The organism is Streptomyces sp. NPDC088124 (genome assembly GCF_040685895.1).
Lineage (GTDB): Bacteria > Actinomycetota > Actinomycetes > Streptomycetales > Streptomycetaceae > Streptomyces.
The window spans coordinates 64,734-86,827 of the sequence record NZ_JBFBJB010000040.1 but is presented as its reverse complement, the minus strand read 5'-3'; the positions used below and the strand labels follow the sequence as shown (position 1 = coordinate 86,827).

Annotated in this window: 25 protein-coding genes and 1 pseudogene; 10 read left to right on the top strand and 16 right to left on the bottom strand. The window is 72.2% G+C overall.

The window, feature by feature from the left end:
* Nucleotides 1-100 precede the first annotated feature (100 nt).
* Entirely contained in the window at nucleotides 101-1,681 is a 1,581-nt protein-coding gene (locus tag AB0P17_RS29335; protein WP_365815340.1) for a glycosyltransferase family 39 protein, read from the bottom strand.
* 174 nt (nucleotides 1,682-1,855) lie between these two features.
* Nucleotides 1,856-2,014, bottom strand: a pseudogene (locus tag AB0P17_RS29330) (GNAT family N-acetyltransferase); the annotation flags it as partial.
* Nucleotides 2,015-2,198: 184 nt separating this feature from the next.
* Here AB0P17_RS29330 and AB0P17_RS29325 point away from each other — a divergent pair.
* Complete coding sequence (locus AB0P17_RS29325) at nucleotides 2,199-2,597, top strand: TIGR03618 family F420-dependent PPOX class oxidoreductase (RefSeq protein ID WP_365815338.1); 399 nt, start codon at nucleotides 2,199-2,201, stop codon at nucleotides 2,595-2,597.
* On the opposite strand, the gene AB0P17_RS29320 is transcribed toward AB0P17_RS29325, so the two are convergent.
* The 5 genes from AB0P17_RS29320 to AB0P17_RS29300 all read right to left on the bottom strand — a co-directional run bounded on the left by AB0P17_RS29320 (nucleotide 2,594) and on the right by AB0P17_RS29300 (nucleotide 5,431).
* On the bottom strand, nucleotides 2,594-3,043 hold the full coding sequence (locus AB0P17_RS29320) for an ATP-binding protein (RefSeq protein WP_365815336.1): 450 nt from the start codon (nucleotides 3,041-3,043) through the stop codon (nucleotides 2,594-2,596). The genes AB0P17_RS29325 and AB0P17_RS29320 overlap by 4 nt on opposite strands.
* On the bottom strand, nucleotides 3,040-3,375 hold the full coding sequence (locus tag AB0P17_RS29315; protein WP_365815349.1) for a metalloregulator ArsR/SmtB family transcription factor: 336 nt from the start codon (nucleotides 3,373-3,375) through the stop codon (nucleotides 3,040-3,042). Before AB0P17_RS29315 ends, AB0P17_RS29320 begins: the two co-directional genes overlap by 4 nt.
* Nucleotides 3,376-3,614: 239 nt before the next feature.
* The gene (locus tag AB0P17_RS29310) at nucleotides 3,615-3,818 is read right to left on the bottom strand and encodes an antitoxin (protein ID WP_365815334.1); all 204 of its coding nucleotides are present in this window, start codon (nucleotides 3,816-3,818) and stop codon (nucleotides 3,615-3,617) included.
* Nucleotides 3,819-4,080: 262 nt separating this feature from the next.
* On the bottom strand, nucleotides 4,081-4,797 hold the full coding sequence (locus AB0P17_RS29305) for a response regulator transcription factor (RefSeq protein WP_365815332.1): 717 nt from the start codon (nucleotides 4,795-4,797) through the stop codon (nucleotides 4,081-4,083).
* A gap of 100 nt (nucleotides 4,798-4,897) precedes the next feature.
* Nucleotides 4,898-5,431, bottom strand: a complete 534-nt coding sequence (locus AB0P17_RS29300) for a winged helix DNA-binding protein (protein ID WP_365815330.1) — start codon at nucleotides 5,429-5,431, stop codon at nucleotides 4,898-4,900.
* 199 nt (nucleotides 5,432-5,630) lie between these two features.
* On the opposite strand from AB0P17_RS29300, the gene AB0P17_RS29295 reads away from it, so the two are divergent.
* Together AB0P17_RS29295 and AB0P17_RS29290 are read left to right on the top strand one after the other, a co-directional pair.
* Complete coding sequence (locus AB0P17_RS29295) at nucleotides 5,631-7,112, top strand: MFS transporter (RefSeq protein ID WP_365815328.1); 1,482 nt, start codon at nucleotides 5,631-5,633, stop codon at nucleotides 7,110-7,112.
* Between the two features lie 120 nt (nucleotides 7,113-7,232).
* Nucleotides 7,233-8,090, top strand: coding sequence for an NAD(P)H-binding protein (locus AB0P17_RS29290; RefSeq protein WP_365815326.1), 858 nt, complete (start codon nucleotides 7,233-7,235; stop codon nucleotides 8,088-8,090).
* A gap of 63 nt (nucleotides 8,091-8,153) precedes the next feature.
* Here AB0P17_RS29290 and AB0P17_RS29285 read toward each other — a convergent pair whose 3' ends face one another.
* Both AB0P17_RS29285 and AB0P17_RS29280 read right to left on the bottom strand, forming a co-directional pair.
* Nucleotides 8,154-8,513 (bottom strand): hypothetical protein, encoded by a 360-nt coding sequence (locus AB0P17_RS29285; RefSeq protein WP_365815324.1) that lies wholly within the window; start codon nucleotides 8,511-8,513, stop codon nucleotides 8,154-8,156.
* A gap of 64 nt (nucleotides 8,514-8,577) precedes the next feature.
* The gene (locus AB0P17_RS29280) at nucleotides 8,578-9,207 is read right to left on the bottom strand and encodes a TetR/AcrR family transcriptional regulator (RefSeq protein ID WP_365815322.1); all 630 of its coding nucleotides are present in this window, start codon (nucleotides 9,205-9,207) and stop codon (nucleotides 8,578-8,580) included.
* Between the two features lie 131 nt (nucleotides 9,208-9,338).
* On the opposite strand from AB0P17_RS29280, the gene AB0P17_RS29275 reads away from it, so the two are divergent.
* On the top strand, nucleotides 9,339-10,202 hold the full coding sequence (locus AB0P17_RS29275) for an MBL fold metallo-hydrolase (RefSeq protein ID WP_365815320.1): 864 nt from the start codon (nucleotides 9,339-9,341) through the stop codon (nucleotides 10,200-10,202).
* Here the strand turns inward: AB0P17_RS29275 and AB0P17_RS29270 are convergent.
* The gene (locus AB0P17_RS29270; protein ID WP_365815318.1) at nucleotides 10,174-10,908 is read right to left on the bottom strand and encodes a rhomboid-like protein; all 735 of its coding nucleotides are present in this window, start codon (nucleotides 10,906-10,908) and stop codon (nucleotides 10,174-10,176) included. The two genes, AB0P17_RS29275 and AB0P17_RS29270, sit on opposite strands and share 29 nt — an antisense overlap.
* A gap of 34 nt (nucleotides 10,909-10,942) precedes the next feature.
* On the opposite strand from AB0P17_RS29270, the gene AB0P17_RS29265 reads away from it, so the two are divergent.
* Entirely contained in the window at nucleotides 10,943-11,830 is an 888-nt protein-coding gene (locus AB0P17_RS29265) for an aminoglycoside phosphotransferase family protein (RefSeq protein WP_365815315.1), read from the top strand.
* Between the two features lie 25 nt (nucleotides 11,831-11,855).
* Entirely contained in the window at nucleotides 11,856-12,329 is a 474-nt protein-coding gene (locus AB0P17_RS29260; RefSeq protein WP_365815313.1) for a GNAT family N-acetyltransferase, read from the top strand.
* A 1-nt stretch (nucleotide 12,330) separates the two neighbouring features.
* Here the strand turns inward: AB0P17_RS29260 and AB0P17_RS29255 are convergent, their stop codons facing one another.
* Nucleotides 12,331-13,989: an MFS transporter gene (locus AB0P17_RS29255; protein WP_365815311.1), complete on the bottom strand. Its 1,659-nt coding sequence runs from the start codon at nucleotides 13,987-13,989 to the stop codon at nucleotides 12,331-12,333.
* Nucleotides 13,990-14,204: 215 nt separating this feature from the next.
* On the opposite strand from AB0P17_RS29255, the gene AB0P17_RS29250 reads away from it, so the two are divergent.
* Entirely contained in the window at nucleotides 14,205-14,990 is a 786-nt protein-coding gene (locus tag AB0P17_RS29250; protein WP_365815309.1) for an alpha/beta hydrolase, read from the top strand.
* 95 nt (nucleotides 14,991-15,085) lie between these two features.
* Here AB0P17_RS29250 and AB0P17_RS29245 read toward each other — a convergent pair whose 3' ends face one another.
* Both AB0P17_RS29245 and AB0P17_RS29240 read right to left on the bottom strand, forming a co-directional pair.
* Nucleotides 15,086-16,096: a zinc-binding dehydrogenase gene (locus AB0P17_RS29245; RefSeq protein WP_365815307.1), complete on the bottom strand. Its 1,011-nt coding sequence runs from the start codon at nucleotides 16,094-16,096 to the stop codon at nucleotides 15,086-15,088.
* Between the two features lie 85 nt (nucleotides 16,097-16,181).
* A complete protein-coding gene (locus tag AB0P17_RS29240) occupies nucleotides 16,182-17,402 on the bottom strand; it encodes an FAD-dependent oxidoreductase (protein WP_365815305.1) in 1,221 nt (406 codons plus the stop codon).
* A 123-nt stretch (nucleotides 17,403-17,525) separates the two neighbouring features.
* On the opposite strand from AB0P17_RS29240, the gene AB0P17_RS29235 reads away from it, so the two are divergent.
* Nucleotides 17,526-18,197, top strand: coding sequence for a pentapeptide repeat-containing protein (locus AB0P17_RS29235; protein WP_365815303.1), 672 nt, complete (start codon nucleotides 17,526-17,528; stop codon nucleotides 18,195-18,197).
* A gap of 286 nt (nucleotides 18,198-18,483) precedes the next feature.
* Here AB0P17_RS29235 and AB0P17_RS29230 read toward each other — a convergent pair whose 3' ends face one another.
* Nucleotides 18,484-18,981, bottom strand: a complete 498-nt coding sequence (locus AB0P17_RS29230; protein WP_365815301.1) for a hypothetical protein — start codon at nucleotides 18,979-18,981, stop codon at nucleotides 18,484-18,486.
* A 178-nt stretch (nucleotides 18,982-19,159) separates the two neighbouring features.
* Between AB0P17_RS29230 and AB0P17_RS29225 the strand changes: the two genes are divergently transcribed.
* Nucleotides 19,160-19,792: a Uma2 family endonuclease gene (locus tag AB0P17_RS29225; protein ID WP_365815299.1), complete on the top strand. Its 633-nt coding sequence runs from the start codon at nucleotides 19,160-19,162 to the stop codon at nucleotides 19,790-19,792.
* 112 nt (nucleotides 19,793-19,904) lie between these two features.
* Here the strand turns inward: AB0P17_RS29225 and AB0P17_RS29220 are convergent, their stop codons facing one another.
* Nucleotides 19,905-20,480: a TerD family protein gene (locus AB0P17_RS29220; RefSeq protein ID WP_365815297.1), complete on the bottom strand. Its 576-nt coding sequence runs from the start codon at nucleotides 20,478-20,480 to the stop codon at nucleotides 19,905-19,907.
* A 181-nt stretch (nucleotides 20,481-20,661) separates the two neighbouring features.
* Here AB0P17_RS29220 and arfB point away from each other — a divergent pair, with 181 nt between their 5' ends.
* Nucleotides 20,662-21,090, top strand: a complete 429-nt coding sequence (gene arfB / locus AB0P17_RS29215; protein WP_365815295.1) for an alternative ribosome rescue aminoacyl-tRNA hydrolase ArfB — start codon at nucleotides 20,662-20,664, stop codon at nucleotides 21,088-21,090.
* An 81-nt stretch (nucleotides 21,091-21,171) separates the two neighbouring features.
* Here the strand turns inward: arfB and AB0P17_RS29210 are convergent, their stop codons facing one another.
* Complete coding sequence (locus AB0P17_RS29210) at nucleotides 21,172-21,741, bottom strand: flavin reductase family protein (protein ID WP_365815293.1); 570 nt, start codon at nucleotides 21,739-21,741, stop codon at nucleotides 21,172-21,174.
* Nucleotides 21,742-22,094 lie beyond the last annotated feature (353 nt).

Below are 22,094 nucleotides of genomic sequence, written 5' to 3'. Positions count from 1 at the left end.
TCGACGACCAGGATGGCCTGCCAGGCGGCGGTGGCGGTGCGGCGGCGGGCGGCAGATGCGCGGCCGGGCGTCGTGAGGGCTCCCTTCGGAGCCCTCACGCTCACGTCAGCGAGCAACCTTTTTCGCTCTTGGCGGTGATGGCTTCGGCCGTGTACGGGCACTGGAAGCCGATCCAGGTGAGCCGGGGCCACAGCTGTGACCACGGTTCGCGGGGACCGCGGCACACCAGGAACTCGGAGTCCTGGTCGGCGACGGGCAGGTCGGTCCTGAACGTGCCGCTGGGCTCACAACTCGTGAACAGGGCGCCGAACGTCCTACGGTTCACGCCGACCGCGATGACCACGTCGGTGTCGTCGGCGGGCCTGCCGAAGTCGGCGTAGGAATTCTGACCACTGTAGACGGGCGGCAGACCGTGCTCCGGTCCGTATCGGTCCAGGGCACCCGCCAGTCCGTAGTGGTTGGCATAGATGACGGCGTGCGCGCGATCCTGCGGGGACAGCGACCGGTTGACGGTGGCGACCTGCTCGGCCAGCCGGGGCCAGGCCGCCTGGTCGAGCTGGAAGACCCCCAGCTCCTTCAGCACCGGGTTCGACCCGTACACCGCGATCGGCAGCACCGGCAGCATGAGCACGGCCGACATCACCGCGTTGCCCACCAGGGCGGTACCGGCCAGCGAGCGGCGGACGGTGGTCTTCGCCCACTCCACCACCACGACGGAGCCCGCCGCCAGCAGCACCAACTGGAGACCGCCGGTGTACTCGGGCTTCCCACCGATGGCGATCAGCAGCACCGCCATGAACGGATAAGCAAGGCCGACCGACCGGAACGCCCGCCACTGCGCGCGGCGCAACAGGGCCACCAGTCCGGCGATCCACACCGGGGTGAGGCACAAGCCGATCATCAGCACCTGGAACGGAACGAAGGCGACCCGGGAGTCCTCCCCCAGAGCCGTCTTCAACGCGGCGCTCATCTCCAACGCGGGCCAGTCGTGCGCGATCTGCCACCACACCGCCGGCGCCGAGATCAGCGCGGCGAGCGCGGCGCCCGCCCACAGGTGCCGACCGCGCAGGACCGCTCGTGGCCCCATCGCCAGCACGCCCACGAGCAGGGCGAGGAGCAGCAGCACGATGAGGTTCTTGGCGAGCATGCCCACACCGGTGACCGCGCCGATGGCGAGCCAGAGCCGGGTCTCGTGGGTGCGCAGCAGACGGATCACCAGCCAGCCCACCGTCACCCAGACGACGAGGTCGGGGATGTTGGTGGTCAGCACATGCCCCGCGTTGAGCGTGACGACCGAGGCGCTCGTCGCGGCGGCGGCGAAGAGCTGGGCGCCGCCACGGCCGCCGAGTTCGCGCGCGGTGAGGGCAGCCACCCACACCACCACACAGGCCAGCAGCGCCGGCACCACGCGCAGCGCGGTCAGGGTGTCGCCGAATAACGTGGTCTCCACCCTGGCTATCAGCGAGACCAGCGGGGGCTGGTCGACGTACCCCCACGCGAGGTGCTCCCTGGACGCCCGGTTGTACAGCTCGTCGACGTGATACCCGTGCCGCGCCGACAGGGCCAGCAGTACCGAACCGAGCCCGGCACAGACGGCGAGCAGCGGCCGCCGGTTCAGTACGGGAATCGGCGCTGGTGGGACCTGGGGAGATACCGGCGCATATCTGGTCGTCGTCGCCACGTGTCCACACTCTCTTCTGTTTGTGGGTTCGGCTGTTTATGGGTTCGGCCGTTCGGATTGTTTCGGCTCCGTCGTGGCCGGGCGACCATGTTGAATTCTGGGAAAAGCTGTCTGCTGCGGCCCGGTGCGCGGCAGCAGGCACGGCCGGGACGCCGCGGCCCCATGCCTCTGTGATCAGAGCGGGGCGAGGACCATGAGGACCTCGTCGCGGGTGTCGTCGGGTGCGAGCCGGAGGGCTTCGGGCCGGCGGCCGATCTCACGCCATCCGAGCCGTTCGTAGCAGGTCTCCAGCCCTTCGCCTCCCCTGGCGGTGAGACGCAGCTGTTCCAGCCCCGGGGGCGGCAGCGCGGGAAAGCGGTCGTGTGCACACCATCGGGGGGCGTGGAGAGGACCGGCGCATGAAACGCGGCGGCCCCGGAATGCGGACACTTCCGTCTCCCCGGCCGCACGTAGCATCGCGTGTACGGGGCCGCCGACCCGCCGCGGAACCGATGCTTCCACCCGGAGGACCTCCACCATGGCACCACCCGCCCTGCTCGCGGACCCGGCCTTCCTCGCGTTCTGGGAGGAGCGGCACGTGTGCCTGCTCGCCACGCGCCGGCCGGACGGCACGACGCATCTGGTGCCCGTCGGCGTCACCTACGACCCGGAGGCGGGCCTCGCCCGTGTCATCACCGGCGGTGGGACGGCGAAGGCCAGGAACGTCGTCGCGGCCGGGCCGGACGCGTACGTCGCGGTCAGCCAGGCCGACGGAGCCCGATGGGCCACGCTCGAAGGGACCGCCGTGGTCAGCCGCGACCCGGAGGCGGTCGCCGAGGCGGAACGGCGCTACACCCGGCGCTACAAGCCGCCCCGCGTCAACCCGGAGCGGGTGGTCATCGAGATCACCGTGACCAGGGCCATGGGCCGGGTCTAGAGCGGGAGCGTGATGCAGATGCTCTTGCCGCCGCCGTCCCCGTCCTGGTGTACGACCGCGCTGCCCGCGAGGCTCGACGTGAGTTCGGCGACGGTGGCCAGCCCGGTGCTCGCGCCGCCCGTGGCCGCACCCGCGGTGGTGCCGGTGGGAGTGGTGCGGAGGGTGGGCTGGTAGGGGTGGCGGTCGTGGACGGCGAAGACAAGGGTGTCGTAGCCCGCCGCATAGCTGACGGTGACGTGGGGGGAGTGGGACGCGGCGTGCCGGACGCTGTTCGTGACCAGTTCGCTCAGGATCAGCAGGGCCGGGTCGACCGCGGGGTGGTGCGGGCTGATGCCCCACTCGGCCAGGAGCTGCTGGGTGGTCTCGCGCGCCGTGCGTACGGACGCGGGTCTGGCGGGCAGGGTCAGTACGTGGCGGTGGGGCAGCGGGGCGATGCGGCGGGTCACCGGACCTCCGCCTCCCGCAGTTCCTCCAGGAGCTGGTGCTGACCGGCCAGCATCTCGGTGAGGATCCGCCGCGCGGCCCGCAGCAGCTCCGCGACGTCTCCGCCCGCCAGTTCGTAGACGACGGTCGGGCCCTCGCGGCTGGAGGTGACGATCCCGGAGCGGCGCAGCACCGCCAGTTGCTGGGAGAGCGCGGAGGGCTCGATCTCGATCGCGGCGAGCAGGTCCCGTACGGGCAACGGGCCGTCCTGCAGGAGTTCCAGCACCCGGATGCGCACCGGGTGCCCCAGCATCCGGAAGAACTCCGCCTTCGCCTGGTACAGCGGAACCCCCACGAAACCCTCGCTCTCCCTCCGGCCGCACCGCTCCCACGGCGGGGCGCGCGGCCCGTACAGCATGTAGGCAATTGCAGAAGTTTGCAATTCCTGGGGAAGGGTCAACGCGCCGAGGAATCAAGGGACCAGGGGGTGAGGGGCACGGGAGGTACGGGGTTACGGATCCACGAGGGGCCGGGTTCTCCGGGGCCGCCGGGTGTGCGCGGCGGTCCCGGTGTGACGCCGCCGCGCGGGGCGGGTCAGTCCGAGGACTTCTTGTCCTGGAGGCCTTCCAGGAAGTCCTTCGCCTTGTCGACGCCGGTGTCGAGGTGGTCGCTGTACTTGCCGTCGGTCTTGTCGTCGATCACGTCGGCAACTTTCTCCAGTCCGTTGCCGATCACCTCGCCATGCTCGCTCGCGAGGTCCGTGGCCTTGTCCTTCAGGTCCTTCAGCGCGTCAAACATGGGGCTGACCTCCGGTGTGAGCTGCCCAAAGCCATTGTCAACACTGGATCATATCGACCCCGGAGCGGGCGGATACGGTGTATGGCCGGGACTAGGGCCTCTCGTTTGGATCAGGCTGGGCTCGCGTGCCCTGGCACCGCGCCTCGCCGCGTTGTCGTCGGTCGCCAGGGCTCCGCCATGGCTCCCTCCTCCGCCTTGCGATCCACGGCACCAGACCCCGCTCCCTGATCCAGCCTGATCCAAACGAGAGACCCTAGCCGGTTCAGTGGCCGGGGCAGCCGAGCCAGTAGCCGAAGCCCCGGTGTGTGTGCACCAGCGCGGGCTCTTCCTGGTCCACCTTCTGCCGCAGTCGCGAGACGAGCTTCTCGATCGCCTGTCCGGCCCGGAACTCGCCCCAGACGTGCCGGCTGATCTGTTCCTTCGACAGGACGCGCTCCGCGTTGGCCATCAGATGGTGCAGCAGCCGGTACTCGGCGGGTGTGAGGCCGAGCGGCCGGGGCCCGCGCCGGGCGCGGCACGTGGCGTCGTCCAGGACCAGGTCGCCGTAGCAGGGCGGCCCCTCGTACCGGTCGGGACGGCGGGCGCCCAGCAGGGCCTCGGCCCTGGCCAGCACCTCGGCGATCCGTACCGGCTTGGTGACGTAGTCCTCGGCCCCCGGGCTGAGTTCGCGGGCGAGACGGGGAAGCGCGTCGCACGCGGCCAGGAAGAGCAGCGGAGGGCGGTCCGCCGGTACGACACGGCGACCCCGCGCGAACCCCGCCAGGTCCGGCAGCGTGGCGTCCCAGACGACCAGATCGAAACGGTGCTGTGTGAGCCGTACCATCCCCTCCGCGCCGGTGTATGCGGTGCCGACCCGGTAGCCCGCCAACTCCATGGTGGTGGCGAGCAGTTCGCTGACGCCGGGGTCGTCCGCGACGACCAGGACGTGCTGCCCGGCACCGCGGCGCGGCGAGGGTTTCTCTTCGAGGCTGCTCTGCATGACAAGGCCATTCGTGTAAGAGGGCCGGTCAGGCGACCGGGAGGAGGGCCGGTGAGAGGGTCGGTGAGAGGGATGGTCCGTGCGGGGCGTGGTGCCGGCGTCAGGTGGAGGGCCGGGCATCGGCACGGTCCTCGGAGCGGTCCTCGGAGCCGGCGGTGAAGTCGTCGACCAGCCGGCGGAAGAGGGTGGCGAACTGCCGCAGTTCCTCCGGCGACCAGTCGGCCAGGGCCCCCGCCATGCTGCGTCGGCTCACCTCCCGTACGCGGTCCACCGCGGCCAGCCCGGCGTCCGTGAGCCGGACGCGCTGCGCGCGGCGGTCGTCCGGGTCGGGGGCGCGGAGCACATAACCGCCCTGCTCCAAGTGGCGTAGCTGCCGGGCGACATGGGACGCCTCCACGGAGAGCCGGACCGCGAGGGTGCCGGGGCGCGGCGGTTCGGTGGCGGCGGCGAGGTGTCGCAGGATCGCCACGGCGGCCCGGTCGAGCGGCAGCCCGGTCCCGGCCTTCAGGTGTTCGTGCCGCCGGATCCGGCCGGTCAGATAGGTGAGGCGGGTGAGGCCCCGCTCGATCTCGTTCGTCAGGTCCGCCGGTACGGGGTGGCCCGGAGGCTCCGCAGCGGGTGGGGGTGTGGACATGGGACCACCGTAGAGCTACTTGCCTGAGTTAAGCAAGAGTGTCGATTTCCGGCCGTCGCCGCGGCCGCCGGAGGGTCGGTCACGGTTAAGTAAAGTTGCTTAAGTCAATCAATGGCAATATGGTTGCCTGAGTCAAGCAGGACGGGTGGGTCCCGTCCGACGGTTCTTCGACCGATCACTTCCGCGGAGGAAAACTTCCATGTCCGACACTCTTGCCCGACCCGTCCCCGGGGGCGCCGCCCCGCCGAGGGCGAACGCCGTGGTGGCGGTCCTGGCCTTCGCCGGAATCGTCGTCTCGCTGATGCAGACGCTCGTGATCCCGATCGTCCCGAATCTCCCCAAGTACCTCGACGCCCCGGCGTCGGACACCGCCTGGGCGGTCACCGCCACCCTGCTCGCCGCCGCCGTCGCCACCCCGGTCGCCGGGCGCATCGGCGACATGTACGGCAAGCGCCGCATGCTGCTGGTCAGCGTCGCCCTGCTGGTGACCGGATCGGTCGTCTGCGCGCTGAGCGAGACCCTGGTCCCGATGATCGTCGGACGGGTGCTCCAGGGCATGGCCGGCGCCGTGATCCCGCTCGGCATCAGCATCATGCGGGACGTGCTGCCCGCCGAGCGGCTCGCCGGGGCGACCGCGCTGATGAGCGCCTCGCTCGGGGTGGGCGGCGCGCTCGGCCTGCCCTCGGCCGCGCTCATCGCCGACCGGTTCAACTGGCACGTGCTGTTCTGGACCTCGGCGGCCCTCGGCGCCGTCGCCGCCGTACTCGTCGCGGTGCTCGTGCCCGAGTCCGAGGTGCGCACCGGCGGACGCTTCGACCTGCTCGGCGCCCTCGGACTGGCGGCCGGCCTGGTCGCCCTGCTGCTGGGCATCTCCAAGGGCGGCGACTGGGGGTGGACCAGCGGCACCGTCCTCGGTCTGTTCGCCTTCGCGGTCGTCGTCCTGGTGGCGTGGGGCTTCTTCGAACTGCGTACCGCTGAGCCGCTGGTGGACCTCCGTACCACCGCCCGCCGTCAGGTGCTCTTCACCAACCTCGCCTCGGTGGCGCTCGGTTTCTCGATGTTCGCCATGTCCCTGGTCATGCCGCAGGTCCTCCAGCTCCCCGAGGTCACCGGCTACGGCCTGGGCAAGTCGATGCTCTACACCGGTCTGGTCCTCGCCCCGCAGGGCCTGGTGATGATGGCGATGGCCCCGCTGTCCGCCGGCATCTCCAAGAGCAAGGGGCCGAAGGTCACCCTGATGATCGGCGCCCTCATCGTCGCCGCCGGCTACGGCCTCAACATCCTGCTGATGTCCGAGGTGTGGCACCTCATCCTGGCCTCCTGTGTCATCGGCGCCGGTATCGGCTTCGCGTACGGCGCCATGCCGGCCCTGATCATGGGCGCCGTGCCGCCGTCCGAGACGGCCGCCGCGAACAGCCTCAACTCCCTGATGCGGTCCATCGGTACGTCGGTCGCCAGTGCCGTCGCCGGTGTCGTCCTCGCCCAGATGACCATCACCCTCGGCACCACCGCGCTCCCCTCCGAGGACGGCTTCAAGGTGGTCATGGCGATCGGCGGTGGCGCGGCCCTCCTCGCCTTCGCCCTCTGCCTCTTCCTCCCGCGCCACCGTGCGGCCGCCCCGGCGGCGGGATCGGCCGCCGGGGCGGCCGAGCCGGCGGAGGTCTCCGGCGCGACGAAGTGACGCCGGGCCGAAGGCTGTGGGGAGTGAGGGCCGAGGTGCCTGGGACTCCTTGACCTGAAGTTTGGTCGAGGTTCTACGTTCGTGGCGTACCGAACACCGCCCGACGACAGGAGCAACCTCATGATCCTCGTGACCGGCGCCACCGGAAACGTCGGCGGCGCCCTCCTCCGGCAGCTCCGGGCGGCGGGCGCGGGGCCGGTGCGCGCGCTCACCCGTGATCCCGAACGGGCCCGTGCCGGGAGCGGGATCCCGTACGGCGTCGAGGCGGTCGGCGGCGACCTCGCCCGGGCGCCGTCGCTGGGGCCCGCGCTGGTGGGGGTGCGCGCGCTCTTCCTCGTGTCGCGCGTCGTGCCGCGGGCCGGGGCGGACGCGGAGATCCTCGCGGCGGCCCGGGCGGCGGGTGTGGAACAGGTGGTGCTGGTGTCGTCCATCACCGCCCTGACCCACCCGCACCTGGGCCCCGCCCGGGAGAACCTGGCCGTCGAGCGCTCGCTCAAGGAGAGCGGCATGGCGTGGACGATCCTGCGGCCGACGCAGTTCGCCTCGAACGCCCTGCTGTGGGCGGACACCGTCCGCGCCCGCGGAACGGTCCGCGTGCCCTACGCGGACACCGGCCTCCCCACCGTCCACCCGGCGGACATCGCGTCGGTGGCCCGCGTGGCGCTGACCGGCCCGGGGCATCACGGGCGTACGTACGAGCTGACCGGGCCGGCGCCGGTCTCGGCCCGGCAGCAGGTCGGGGCCATCGCGGCGGCCCTGGGGCGGGACGTGCCGTGCGTGGAGACCGGCCGGCGGGAGGCGCACCGCCGGCTGGCCGCCCTCTTCGGCGACGAGGCCGCGGACGCGGTGCTCGACGTCACGGGCGGCGACGTCAACGACGAGCTGCTGAAGGTGCGCGACACCGTCGTACGGATCACCGGCGCCCCCGCCAGGACGTTCCGGCAGTGGGCCGAGGAGAACGCCGCCGCCTTCCGGTGACCGGTCGCCGTACGCCACCGGCCGGTTGCCGGTCGCCGGAAGGCCTTGAGTTGGCCGCGGTCGTCAGATCAGGCCGGCGATGCTCGGTGGCGCGAAGAGATGGCGGGCCCGGTGCTCCAGCATGAGTACGGCGGGGAACTGCTTGGCTCTGATGTCCGACACGCACCGGTCGCAGCTCTCGTCCACGGCCGGGACATCCTGGGCGTGGTCGGTGGCGATGTGCCGCGCGAGCCGGATCTGCGTGGTCACCACGGTGTCCATGGGGTCGTAGTCGATGCCCGGTTCGCCCGCCGCGCGCGCCGCGTCCACCACCTCGGGAGCCCGTTTCATCGCCTTGTAGAGCACGGTGCACTCCGTGCAGCCCCACATCCAGGAGGGAGGGAGCGGCCAGTCCTCGGCGGATCGTTCGTCCTTGGAGTCCATGCCAGGCACCGTAGCGACAGGAAAGGGGCGCAGCCAGCAGATCGGCCGAATGTCAGTCGGATCGTCAGGCGGGCAGGCCGCGCATCGCTACCCGCACCGCTTCCAGGAGGGTTTCCACGAGGTCGACATGGCGCGCCTCCGGGGGCGTCCAGGCGTACGCCCGGAGCGCGAGCTGGAGCGCGGAGAGCAGCATGCCCGCCTGCACGGTGGCGTCCAGCCCCGGTTCCCCGCGGCCCGAGCGGGCGGCGAGGGCGCCGGCGACGAGCGGCAGCGCGGCGAAGCTCTCACGTATCCACACCGCGTGCAGCCCGGGTTCGTCGCGGGTCAGCCGCAGCGCGTCGAGGACGGCGAGCAGGGTCGCCTCACCGTTGCCGCCGGGCGGTGTCAGCCAGTCCTCGCCGTCGAAGGCGTCGAAGGCGTCGATGAGGGGGTGGTCCGGCGGCCAGGTGTCGAGCCGCCGGGCGATCCGCTCCGTACCGAAGGAGTAGAGGGGCGCGACACACTCCTCCTTGGAGGTGAAGTGGCTCCACAGCGTGCTCGTCGGGATGCCGGCCGAGTCGGCGATGTCGGCGAGGGAGGTGTGTTCGACCCCCTTGGCCGTGAACAGTTCGGTGGCGGCGCGGGCGATCTCCAGCCGGTGCCCGGCCCGTACCGGCGCCGCCTGCTGAACCACCGCTGTCCGACCAGCGCTCATGCTCACACTCCATCGTCCGGGAACCACGGGACCAGCGTAGTCGGACCGTCATGACCAGTTCAGGGCCGGTCCGTTGGTCACGTACCGCTCATCGAGGGGGGCGCGCTTGCGGCCCTTCCTGGAATCGTGTGATGAGCAGCGACGGGCCTCTCCGCCTCACCGTCCTGGGCAGCGCGACACCGTACCCGAGCGTGGACAACCCGTGCTCCGGCTATCTGGTGTCCAGCGGTACCACCCGGGTGTGGATGGACGCCGGTACGGGGACGCTGGCGCCGTTGCAGCGGCACGTACGGCTGGACGAGCTGGACGCGATCTGGATCTCGCATCTGCACGCCGACCACAGCGCCGACCTGCTCACCGCCTACTACGGTGCGCTCTTCGCGGACATCCAACTCGCCGCGCCCATACCGTTGTTCGGCCCGCCGGGCATCGCCGACCGGCTGGCCCACTTCCTCACCAACGGTGCGGAGCGCAGTCCCGTCGAGTCCGCCTTCGCCGTCCACGAGCTGTACGACGGCCACCGTGCGGTGGTCGGCGGGCTCACCCTGACGACCGGGGCGGTGTCGCACGGCATCCCGGCGTTCGCCGTCCGGATCGAGACGGAGACCGGGGAAGGGACCGGGGAAGGGACGCGAGAGGAGACGGGGGCGTCGGCGGGGGAGGAGACGGCGCGGGGCGGCGGGACCTCGTTGGTCTACTCCGGCGACACGGCGCCGTGCGCGGCCCTCACCCGCCTCGCCGCCGGGTGCGACGTGCTGCTCTGCGAGGCCGACAGCGACCGGCCGCCGGCCGACGGTGCCGCGGTGCACCACACCCCGGAGGACGCCGGCGACACCGCGACCGCGGCCGGCGCGGGCCGACTGATCGTCACGCACGTCGGCCGCTTCCTCACCCCGCGGCAGGCGGTGACGCGCGCCGCCGCCCGGTTCGCCGGGCCGGTCGAGCACGCGGAGCCCGGAGCCACGTTCACCGTCGGCCGGTCCGGCGCCTCCTGATCCGGCGCCCGGCGCGGCACCCGCGCCGGCCCCCGGCCGGGCACCCGGTCCGCCGGCCGCCGGACCGGCCGGCCAGGCGGAAGGCGGCGGGCCGGCCCGCCACCCGCGTCAGCGGGTAGCACGCGAGACCGATGAGCACGGCCGCGAAGTGGCCCAGATCGGTGAAGGAGGGCCCGACGAACAGCGGCGTGCCGAAGAAGATCAGGACCACGGCGAGATACGGCAGGTGCCAGGGCCGGGGAATCCGGTACACGAGAACGCCGGTCACCCCGGCGAGCGCGTAACTCACTCCGACGTCCAGGGTGTTGACCGCCGATGGCGGCGCGTGCCCGTGGCGGACGGCCCAGCCGAGGACCCCCTCGCTGATCAGCGAGGCGCCGGCATGGGCGAGGACGACGACCGCGAGCCAGCGCAGCGTGCCGAGCCACCGCTCGGCCGGGGCGTGGAACACCGTGTAGAGCACGGCGTACGGGAGCCACGTACCGCCGTCGATCCAGAACGCGCTGGCGATGAGGACCCGGACCGGGTCGGTGGACAGCTCGTGGATGTTGGTCGAGCGCTGCCGCAGGAAGTCCTCCTCGAAATCCGGCGACATCTGGTGCAGCGCGACCGTCGTGACGAAGAGCGCGGCCAGCCAGAGATACGTGCCGGGAGCACTCGTGATCCAGCCGCGGATCCTGGCCCAGGCCTTGAGAAAACGGCGCATGGGGCGATTCACCCACGGCTCTAGGATCGGAGCCGTGATCGACATCCCGGAGGAGTTCGCGGAAGCGCAGTCGAGGTGGCACGGCCCCGAGGGCCGGGCGTTCGTCGCCGCCCTGCCCGGTATGGCCGCCGAACTGCTGGCGCGCTGGCGGCTGCGGGTCGACGGCCCCTCGCTGAGCGGCAGATGCGCGCTGGTTCTGCCGGTGGAGGATGTCGAGGACACAGACGGCGCGCCCGCGATGCTCAAACTCCAGGCGGTGGACGACGAGACGGCCGGCGAGCCGGTGGCGCTGCGCGCCTGGGGCGGCGACGGCGCCGTACGGCTGCTGCGGTACGACCGTACGACGGGCGCCCTGCTGCTGGAGCGGCTGTCCACCCGCGACCTCGGAACGCCGGCACCGCGGGCGGCCATGCCGGTCCTCGCCGGGCTGCTGGCGCGGCTGAGCGCGGCGCCCGCCCCGCCGGAGCTGCGCCGCCTCGGGGACATCGCCGCGCGGATGCTCGACGAGACGCCCGCGCGGGCGGCGACCCTGCCGGCCGGTCCCGACCGGCGGCTGGTGCTGGACTGCGCGGCGGCGGTACGGGAGGTCGCGGACGCGCCCGGCGACCGGCTGCTCCACTGGGACCTGCACTTCGGGAACATCATCGCGGCGGACCGGGAACCCTGGCTGGCGATCGACCCGAAGCCCCTGGCGGGCGACCCGGGGTTCGAGCTGATGCCCGCGCTCAGCAACCGCTTCGACCCGGACGACACCCTGTGGCGCTTCGACCTGCTGACGGAGACGCTGGGCCTGGACCGGGGCGCCGCCAGGGCCTGGACGCTGGGGCGTGTCCTCCAGAACCTGCTGTGGCGGCTGCGGGAGGGGGACCGGGAGTTCGATCCCGTGCAGGTGTCCATCGGCCGGGCGCTGCTGGCGCGCTGACCGGGGGAGAGGGCAGGCTGGGCACATGATCCGTACCGCCACACCCGCCGACATACCGGTGATCCACGCGATGATCCGGGAGCTCGCGGAGTACGAGAAGGTCCCGCACGAGGCGCGCGCGACCGAGGAACAGCTCCACGAGGCGCTCTTCGGGGAGCGCCCCGCGGCCTTCGCGCACCTCGCGGAGACGGCGGACGGCGAGCCGGTCGGGTTCGCGCTCTGGTTCCTGAACTTCTCCACCTGGCGCGGGGTGCACGGCATCCACCTGGAGGACCTGTACGTACGCCCCGACCGCCGGGGCGGCGGCCACGGCAAGGCGCTGCTCGCGGAGCTGGCCCGGATCTGCGTGGAGCGCGGCTACGAGCGCCTGGAGTGGTCGGTCCTCGACTGGAACGAGCCGTCGATCGCCTTCTACCGGTCCCTGGGGGCGCGCCCGCAGGACGGCTGGACGGTGTTCCGGCTGACGGACGGGGCGCTGGCCGCGCTGGGGCGCGGCTGACTCACCCGCGACCCGGGGCGACGGCCGGGGCGGGGCCCGCGCTCCGCTCCCGCCGGCGCGGTGAGTCCGCGGTGACCAGCGTCATCGCGAGGATCGCCGCCGCCACCAGGATCAGCGCCGCCCAGCCGATGGCGACGGTGAAGCCGTGGACCGTGCCCGTGTCCACGAGTGCGGACCGCTGCGCCGGGGTGAGCCCGCCGGTGCGCGCCGCCGCCGCGAGGCGGCCCGTCAGATAGGCGGTGGTGCTGGTCGTCGCGACCGTGTTGAGCAGCGACGTACCGATGGAGCCGCCGACCTGCTGCGCCGTGTTGACGGTCGCGGAGGTCACCCCCGCGTCCTTCGCCGCCACCCCGGACGTGGCGACCGACATGACGGGCAGGAAGGTCAGCCCCATGCCGAGGCCGAGCATCAGCGTGCCGGGCAGGATGTGGGCCGCGTAGCTGGAGCGCGTGTCGATGAAGGTGAGCGTGAACAGCCCGCCCGCCGCGAGCAGCAGCCCGGGCCCCATGAGCAGGCGCGGCGGTACGAAGTGCAGCAGCCGGGCGGCGATCTGCGTCGAGCCGATGATGATCATCGCGCACATCGGCAGGAAGGCCAGGCCGGTCCTGAGCGGCGAGTAGCCGAGGATGTTCTGCAGGAAGAACGTCAGGAACAGGAACAGCCCGAACATGCCGATCGTCGTCAGGCACATGGTGAGGACGGAGCCGCCCCGGTTGCGGTCCCGGATGATGTGCGGCGGCAGCAGCGGGCTCGGCGCGCGCGTCTGCCACCGGGCGAAGGCGACGAGGAGCGTGACCGCGCCGCAGAGCAGACCGAGGACGAGAGGGGACGACCAGCCGGAGGACTCGGCCTCGCTGAAGCCGTAGACGAGGGCGACGAGCCCGCCGCAGCCGAGGAGGACGCCCGGGATGTCGAGGCGCGACTCCTTGTGCCCGGCCCGGTCGTGGAGCAGGGTGAACGCGCCGGTCACGGCGAGCACGGCGACGGGGACGTTCACGTACAGGCACCAGCGCCAGGACAGGAACTCGGTGAGTACGCCGCCGAGCAGCAGCCCGATGGCGGCTCCGCCGCCCGCGATGGCGCTGTAGATCCCGAACGCCTTCGCGCGCTCCCTGCCGTCGCGGAAGGTGGTGGTGAGCAGGGAGAGCGCGGAGGGCGCGAGGATCGCCGCGAACGTGCCCTGGAGGGCGCGGGCGGCGAAGAGCATGGAGGGACCCTGCGCGGCGCCGCCGAGTGCGGAGGCGGCGGCGAAACCGATGAGGCCGATGATGAAGGTGCGCTTGCGTCCGACGCGGTCGGCGATCCGGCCGCCGAGCAGCAGCAGCCCGCCGAAGGCGAGGGTGTAGGCGGTGATCACCCACTGCCGGTTGCCGTTGGTGAGCCCCAGCTCGCGCTGGGCGGAGGGCAGGGCGATGTTCACGATGGTGGCGTCGAGCACGACCATGAGCTGCGCCATCGCAATGACGGCGAGCCCCCACCAGCGATGGGCCTCGGGGTCGGTGTCGGAGGTACCGGCCGGGGCGGCGGACCCTGAGCCGGCCGGGGCGCCGGACCCTGAGCCGGCAGGGACGTCGGCCTCCGAGCCGGCCCGGGCGCCCGAGCCGTCCGGGATGCCGGGCCCTGAGCCGTCCGGGGCGCCGGGTGTCGGCGGGTCGCTCATCGCGTACTTCCCTCGCAGTGGCTCCGCAGCGGCGCCGCGTGGGATCTCTGCGCGGTTCTCCGCACAAGTATCCGGATGATCCATGGCAAGATCGGACAATCTCTGGACAGGAGACCACGGATCCGGCCCGCCCGCCTCTCGTACGGCGGGAATGCTGCGGGCCGTCCGTCGATGTCGCCGCGCTCCGCCCTTGACCCCCGTGCGAGCATCTGCGGATGCGCATACTCGCCGACGATCCCGGCCACCTTTCCTACGTCGTCACCGGCGAAGGACCGCCCGTCGTACTCGTGCACGCGGGCGTCGCCGATCACCGCATGTGGGACGCGATCGTGCCCGCCCTGGCGGAACGGCACACGGTCGTCCGGTACGACCTGCGCGGCTTCGGTGAGTCCGCACCCCCGACCGGACCGTTCAGCGAGAGCGACGATCTGCGCCGTCTCCTGGACCACCTGGGCCACGAACAGGTCCGGCTCGTGGGCGCGTCCTGGGGTGGCCGCGTGGCCGTGGACTTCGCGCTCACCCACCCGGGCCGGGTGCACTCCCTGGCACTGCTCGCCGCGCCCTGGCCGGGGTACGACTGGTCCGCGGACATGGTCGCGTACGACGAGGCCGAGACCGCGGCCCTGGCCGCGGGCGACCTGGACGCCGCGATTCGTGTGAACCTCGACATGTGGTTGCGCGGGCCCGCCCGCGGCTGGGACGACGTGGCCGCCGGACTGGCCGGCCAACTCCGCGGCCCGCTGCGGACATCGCTCGTGAACCAGACCGCGGTGGAGGAACACTCCCAGGGCGCCGCGACCGAGGGCATCGCCGCCATCACCGCCCCCACGCTGGTGGGGATCGGCGGGCTCGACGTCGCCGACTTCCGGGATATCGGCCACCGGTACGCGACGGAGATCCCCGGCGCCACTCTGGTCGAGTTCGCCACCGCCGCCCACCTCATCGCACTGGACGCGCCTGCCGAACTCGCCGCGGTACTGGGGCCGTTCCTCGCGGGCTAGGGTCTGTCGTTCGGATCAGCTGGATCAGGGAGCGCCCGCCGCGTCAGCGGCTGATGTCGCCGTTGGTGCCGTGGATCGCAAGGACGCCGGGGGCACTACGGCTCCAGGATCACCTTCCCCATCGTCCCGCGCGTCTCCAGCGCGCCGTGTGCCCGCGCCGCGTCCGCCAGCCGGAAGCGCTGTACGGCCGGGCGCAGCCGGCCCGCCGCCGCCTCCGCGAGGGCGCGTTCCTCCAGTACGCGGAGGTCGCCGCCCGCCTTCTGGATCATCACCGGGCCCAGTACGGACTCGGAGGTGATGCCGCGCTCCGCCAGCTCCTCCTCCGTGAAGGTGAGCGGCGAGCCGTCGAGCAGCCCTTCCCCCGACCAGCCGAAGACGAGATGCAGCCCGCCCTCCGCGAGCAGGTCCACCGCCGCGCGGCCCGTCGCGCCGCCGACCGAGTCGAAGACGACGGTGGCACCCCGGCCGCCGAGACGGTCGCGGAGGTGGGCGCGGACCTGTTCGGGCCAGTCGGGGAGCGTGTAGTCGACGGCGAGGTCCGCGCCGTTCGCGGCGGTGCGGGCGACCTTGACCGGGCCGCCCGCCAGGCCGATGACGGCGGCGCCCGCGTTCTTCGCGTACTGCACGAGCAGCGTGCCGATCCCGCCGGCGGCGGCCGGTACGACGGCGATGTCCTCCGGGCCGAGCCGGGTGAACTGGAGGATGCCCAGCGTCGTACGGCCCGTGCCGATCATCGCGACGGCCTCGGCCTCGTCCAGCCCGGCGGGGATCTCGTGGAGCCGGGCGGCGTCGGTGACGGCGAGTTCCGCGTATCCGCCCGGGACCATTCCCAGGTGTGCCACGACCCGCTTGCCGAGCCAGCCCGGGTCCGTACCCTCGCCGAGTGACTCGACCGTTCCGGCGACCTCCCGGCCGGGGATCGTGGGCAGTTCGACGGGGGCGGGGTACGGGCCCGTCATGCCCTGGCGCAGCGCGGTGTCGAGGACATGGACCCCGGCGGCGGCGACGGCGACACGGACCTGGCCGGGGGCCGGGACGGGGTCCTCGGTGTGCTCGTACGTCAGGTTCTCGGCCGGGCCGAAGGCGTGGAGGCGGACGGCGTGCATGGCGGGCTCCCTGGGGTCGGGTGGGCGGGCGCGCGTACGGGCGGCCCGGGTGACACCCAGCCTCCGACCTCAAGTTACCTTGAGGTCAAGCGCCGCCGGCGGAAATCCTGGCGAGCGCCTTGAGCGCCAGCGACGCCGCCGTGATCCCGCTGGTGAATGCCACCTCCGAGAGGACTCCCGGCGCCGCCACCTGGTCCCCCGCGAGGAAGACGCCGGTCCCGCCCCGGTCGATGCGGGGCCGGTCCCGCCAGGTGGTGCCCGGCGGGTCGACCGCGCCCGTACGGCCGTTGGCCAGCGCCTCGCGCCGCCAGACGGTGCGTTCACGCCAGCCGGGGAACCCGAGGTCGAGCAGGTGCTCGGCGCGGGCGAGCCCTTCGGCCCGGGGCGTGCCGGGGCCGATCGGGATCTGCCCCTGGACGAGCTGTTCGCCGGCCGGGGCGAGGGACGGGTCCTGCGCGGTGAACCGTTCGAGCCACCCCGGGGCGTCCAGGTCCGAGACGACGAACGGGTCGCCCCGGCGGGTACGGAGCGCCAGGTCGAGCAGGACCGTACGCCCGCCGGGCCAGCGCAGCCCGTCGTCCTTCAGGAGGCGCCGGGCCGCGTCCAGGGACGTCGCCACGACGACGGGGCCGTCGGGCAGGGTGTCGACCCGGGTGGAGGTCTCGATCCGTACGCCCAGGTTCCGGGCGTGTCCGGCCATCCGCGCGGTGAGCCCGCCCCATCCGCCGGCCGGGTACGTGGCCTCCGGCGGCAGCGCGGCGGCGCGCCGCAGCCGCTCCTGGACGAAGGCGGCGGAGAGCGAGCCCGGGTCGTGGTGGAAGAGGGCCACGGCGACGTAGTGCGCGGCGGCGCGGGCGGTGGCGGGGCCGGCCCGCTCGGTGGCCCAGGTGAGGAAGTCCACGTCGGTGGGGGCCCGTTCGGCGCTGCGGCGGGCGAGGGCGAACAGACCGGCGGGCGGGATACGGCGCAGCGCGCCGCCGTGGTGGAAGCGGAAGCGGGCGGCCTCGCGCAGGGGCGGGTTGGCCAGGGGGCCGAGCAGCCCGCGCTGCTTGAGCCAGTGCCAGTGGGGCCCGCGCCGGTAGAGGGCGTGCGGTCCTTCGTTGGCCGCGTACGGGCCTTCGGCGGTTCTGGCCCGGCCGCCGAGGGTGCGATGGGCCTCGTGGAGGGTGACGCGGGCGCCCGCCTCGGCGGCGGTGATGGCGGCGGTGAGCCCGGCGAGTCCGCCGCCGACGACGGTGATGCCGGTGCTCGGGCCGAAGTCGGTGCTCGGGCTCCGGCCGGTGCTCGGGCTGGGGCTGCTGCCCATGGTGGTCTCTCTCCCTCGTTCGCGTGATCGCGTGCCGCGCGGCACGCTCACCCAGGTGACGTGAGATGGCCTGTCGGATGTGACATCGGGGGCGTTGTCAGTGCCGTGGGCCACCATGGGGGCATGGCGAGGAAGACGGCGAAGAGCGGGACGGCTGCGGCGCGGCGGGCAGAGGTGCGGCTCCCGCCGCTGAGCCCGTACGGCGGTGATCTGGAGCCGGACGGGGATTACGACGGCCTGGAGTTCCAGGGCCTGGACCTGGGCGGGCAGGACGGACCGGGCGGGCGGTTCATCGACTGCGCGCTGCGGGAGTGCGCGCTGGACGAGACGGGGCTGGCGCGGGCGCGGTTCGTCGACTGTGTCCTGTCGGGTGTCCGGGGTGTGGGTACGGACCTCTCGGGGGCGTCCCTGCGCGATGTGGAGGTGGTGGACGCGCGGCTGGGCGGCACGCAGTTGCACGGGGCGACGCTGGAGCGGGTGCTGATCAGGGGCGGGAAGATCGACTACCTGAATCTGCGCAAGGCCCGGTTGAAGGACGTGGTGTTCGAGGGGTGTGTGCTGGCCGAGCCGGACTTCGGGGGAGCGGAGCTGGAGCGGGTGGAGTTCCGGGACTGTGTGCTCCGGAGGGCCGATCTGAGCGGGGTCCGGATGAAGGACGTCGATCTGCGGACCGTCGCCGAGCTGGACATCGCCCGGGGGCTGGACCGGCTCGCGGGAGCGGTGATCAGCTCGGCGCAACTGCTGCATCTCGCACCGGCGTTCGCGGCGCAGATCGGTGTACGGGTGGAGGACTGACCGGTCCGGCCCGGTAGCCCGGCGGCCGGGCAGCGCGCGGCCGCCGGGAAACGCCATGGGCCCCGACCTGGGGGGAGAGGCCGAGGCCCACGCGCTACTCCAGTGGCACGCCATTCGGGTGGGGGGAGGATGCGGTCGCCCGCGTCCCTGGCAGTGCCCCGGCAGACAGCATCTGCCCCGGGAGGCGCGATGTACGCATGGGCACGCCCGGAACCATGAGTGGGCTGTGTGACGACTGTGCGACGGCCCTGTGGCGGCCGTGGTGGCTGCGGCGACCGAGCCCGGTTCAGCAGCGGGGGAAGCGGCTCTGGAGGTCCCAGACGGCCGGGTTGTCGGCCAGTCCGTCGTGCAGATCGGTGAGGTCCGCGATCAGGTCGTGCAGGAAGTCGCGCGCCTCCCGGCGCAGCAGCCGGTGGCTGAAGGTGAGCGGCGGCTCGTCGCCGTGCATCCAGTCGGCCTCGATGTCGACCCACCCGAAGCGCCGCCGGAAGAACATCCGGTCCGCCGACTCCGTGAAGTCCAGCTCGGCGTACTGCGGGGTGGCGGAACGGCTGCCGCGCGGGTCCTGGTCGATCCGCTCGACGATGTCGCACAGGGCCCAGGCGAAGTCGAGCACGGGCACCCAGCCCCACGCGGTGGACACCTCACGGTCGGCGGAGGTGTCGGCGAGATAGACGTCCCCGCAGAACAGATCGTGCCGCAGCTCCTTGACCTCCGCGCGGCGGTAGTCGGTCTGCGGGGGATCCGGGAAGCGCCGGGAGAGGGAGTAGCCGATGTCGAGCACGCCCCGATGGTCCCACGCCCGAACGAACCTCCGATCCATGAAAGGCCGTCGTGCGGCCCGCACCGCTCTGGCCTGGAGAAACGTCACCGCTTACACGTTCGAGTGAAGCGCTTCGGTTTCTTTGCCGGGGCCGCGCCCTACGCTGGCAGTGTCGCTCCGTGTGCGAAGGAGGTCCGCCGTGGCACTGCCTGTTCCGGAATACGAGTCGTACGAAACCGAGGACGACACGCGTGACTACAAGCGTCTGCTCGACAGGCTCAAGGGAAGGGTCCCGGCCATGGCGGTAGAAGCGGCCTTCGACGTGTTCAGCGCGGTTGCCCCCGAGGGGTGGCGCGTGGAATTGATCGAAGGGGAGATCCGCGTGACGCCACCAGCCAACGGCGAGCACGAAGAAATCATTTCGGAACTTGGCGGCCAGGTCCGTGATCATCGTAAGGACCTGGGCCGTTACACCGGCATCGGGCTGTTCGTCCCGGGCGCCTCGGTCAGCGGCAGGATCGTTCCCGATCTGGTGGTCGCGCCGAAGGGGAGCTTCGCGGATGAACTGGAGTACCACGATCCGGCCCCCGCGCTGCTGGTCGCGGAGGTGACCTCGCGTTTGACGGGGGAGAACGACCGGGTGCGGAAGATCCGGGGTTATGCCCGCGCCGGCATCCCCGTGTATCTCCTGATCGACAGGGAAGTGGATCAGGCCGTGCTGTGCACAGCCCCCTTCGGCGAGGACTACCGGCGGAAGGTCCCGTACAAGATCTCCGAAACCATTCCGCTGCCCGAGCCTCTTGGGTTCGAGCTCGATACCGGCGAGTTCTGACCGCGGCGGTCCGCGCGCCTGGCTGTACGCGCGGTACCGGACCGCTTACCGCGCAGGGCCCCGGCCGGAGCCGGGGCCCTGCGTCGGACCGCCGGTGATCAGCGGCGGATGATCAGAGGTTGACGCCGAAGTCCGTCGCGATGCCCACCAGGCCCGAGGCGTACCCCTGGCCGACCGCGCGGAACTTCCACTCCGCGCCGTTGCGGTACAGCTCGCCGAAGACCATCGCCGTCTCCGTGGCCGCGTCCTCGCTCAGGTCGTAGCGGGCGATCTCCGCGCCGCCGGCCTGGTTCACGATGCGGATGTACGCGTTGCGCACCTGGCCGAAGTTCTGGCTGCGGGTCTCGGCGTCGTAGATCGAGACCGGGAAGACGATCTTGGTGATGTCCGCCGGCAGGCCCGCCAGGTTGACGTTGATCGCCTCGTCGTCGCCGTCGCCCTCACCCGTCCGGTTGTCACCGGTGTGGACGATCGTCTGGTCCGGCGTCGCCTTGTTGTTGAAGAAGACGAAGTGACCGTCCGAGAAGACCTTCCCGCCGTCGTTCACCGCGATCGCCGAGGCGTCGAGGTCGAAGTCCGTACCCGTGGTCGTGCGGACGTCCCAGCCGAGGCCGACCGTGACGGCGGTGAGGCCGGGCGCCTCCTTGGTGAGTGAGACGTTGCCGCCCTTGGACAGGCTTACAGCCATGGGATGTCCCTTTCGTTGTCGTGTGCGGGCTTCGAGTCGGCCCCGAAGCTACCGTCATCCGGCATAACGCGGGCAGAGGTCCCGGAGGTTCCGCCCCCCTTTACTTTCTTTACCGAGGAGGGTGACGGCGGCACCGTTTAAGGAAGTGACGCGAGGGGTGCCGGCAGGCCACCATGGGGACATGTCCGGGCCTCCTCATGTCATACGTGGTTCGGTCTCCCTGCCGGAGGCCGAGCTGATGTGGCGTTTCTCGCGCTCGTCGGGGCCCGGCGGCCAGCACGTCAACACCAGCGACTCGCAGGTGGAGCTGCGCTTCGACCTCGCCGGGACGGAGGCACTGCCGCCGGTCTGGAAGGAGCGCGCGCTGGAGCGGCTGGCGAACCGGCTGGTGGGTGGCGTGCTCACCGTACGAGCGTCGGAGCACCGCTCCCAGTGGCGCAACCGCGAGACGGCGTCCGTACGGCTCGCCGCCCTGCTCGCCGAGGCGACGGCCCCGCCGCCGCGCCCCCGCCGCAAGACGAAGATCCCGCGCGGGATCAACGAGCGCAGGCTGCGCGAGAAGAAGCAGCGCGCCCAGACGAAGCGCGGTCGTACCGGCCGCGACTGGTAGGGGCGCGGACAGGGCCGGACAAGGCTGGACGGGGCCGGACAAGGCCGGACGGGTGCGGGGGCGTGGGACGGCCCGCTGCGGTCAGCCCTGGCCCAACTGGCGGTAGCGGCCCTTGAAGTACGTCAGCGGGCCGCCGTCCCCGGCGGTCAGATCCGCCGTCAGCACCCGCCCGATCACCAGTGTGTGGTCACCCGCCTCGACCCGCTGTTCCGTACGGCACTCCAGCGTCGCCAGCGCCCCCGCCACCAGCGGCGCGCCGCTCACCTCGCCCCGCCGGTACGGGAGGTCCTGGAAGAGGAGCCGGTCGCTGATCCGCCCCTTCATCGAGAACCGGCCCGCGATGTGCCGCTGGTTCTCGGAGAGCAAGGACGCGGCCCACAGCGGCTGTTCGGCGAGCAGGTCGTCCATCCGGGAGCCGTTGCGGACGCTGACCAGGACCAGCGGCGGGTCCAGCGAGACCGAGAGGAAGGCCGTCGCCGTCATGCCGGCGTCCTCGCCGCGCGGGCCGTCCGCGGTCAGGGCGGGCTCGTGCGCCGTCACCAGCACCACGCCCGCGGCCAGCCGGGCGAGGGCCGCGCGGAACTCGTCGTTGCTCACCCCCTCAGCATGGGGGACGGCTTCGGTGCGGGGTGCGGGACTCGTCTGGGACACGAGGCAGACGCTAGTCTCGGCGGTCCCGCGCCCGCATCGGACCAGGGGACCAGCCAGGTCCTAGGACCGCGCCGGGACCGTGTTCCGCATGTACACCGCCGCCGGACCATGTTCCGCACCGTGCCGGGACCCGCGTTCCGTACCGTCCCGGAGCCGGTTCCCGTGCAGTGCCGGACCGCCTTCCCTGTCACGCTCCGCTCGGCTCCCCCAGGGCCGGGACTTGTCTTCCGCAAAGGCGCGGGAGCGCTTCCATCAGGCATTCCACCCCTCCCCGGGCCGTGTGACTTGAGACACAGAGAGAGGTAATTGTTGACCCTGTGTACCTGGCGAACAGCTCGCTGTGATTCAGTGGC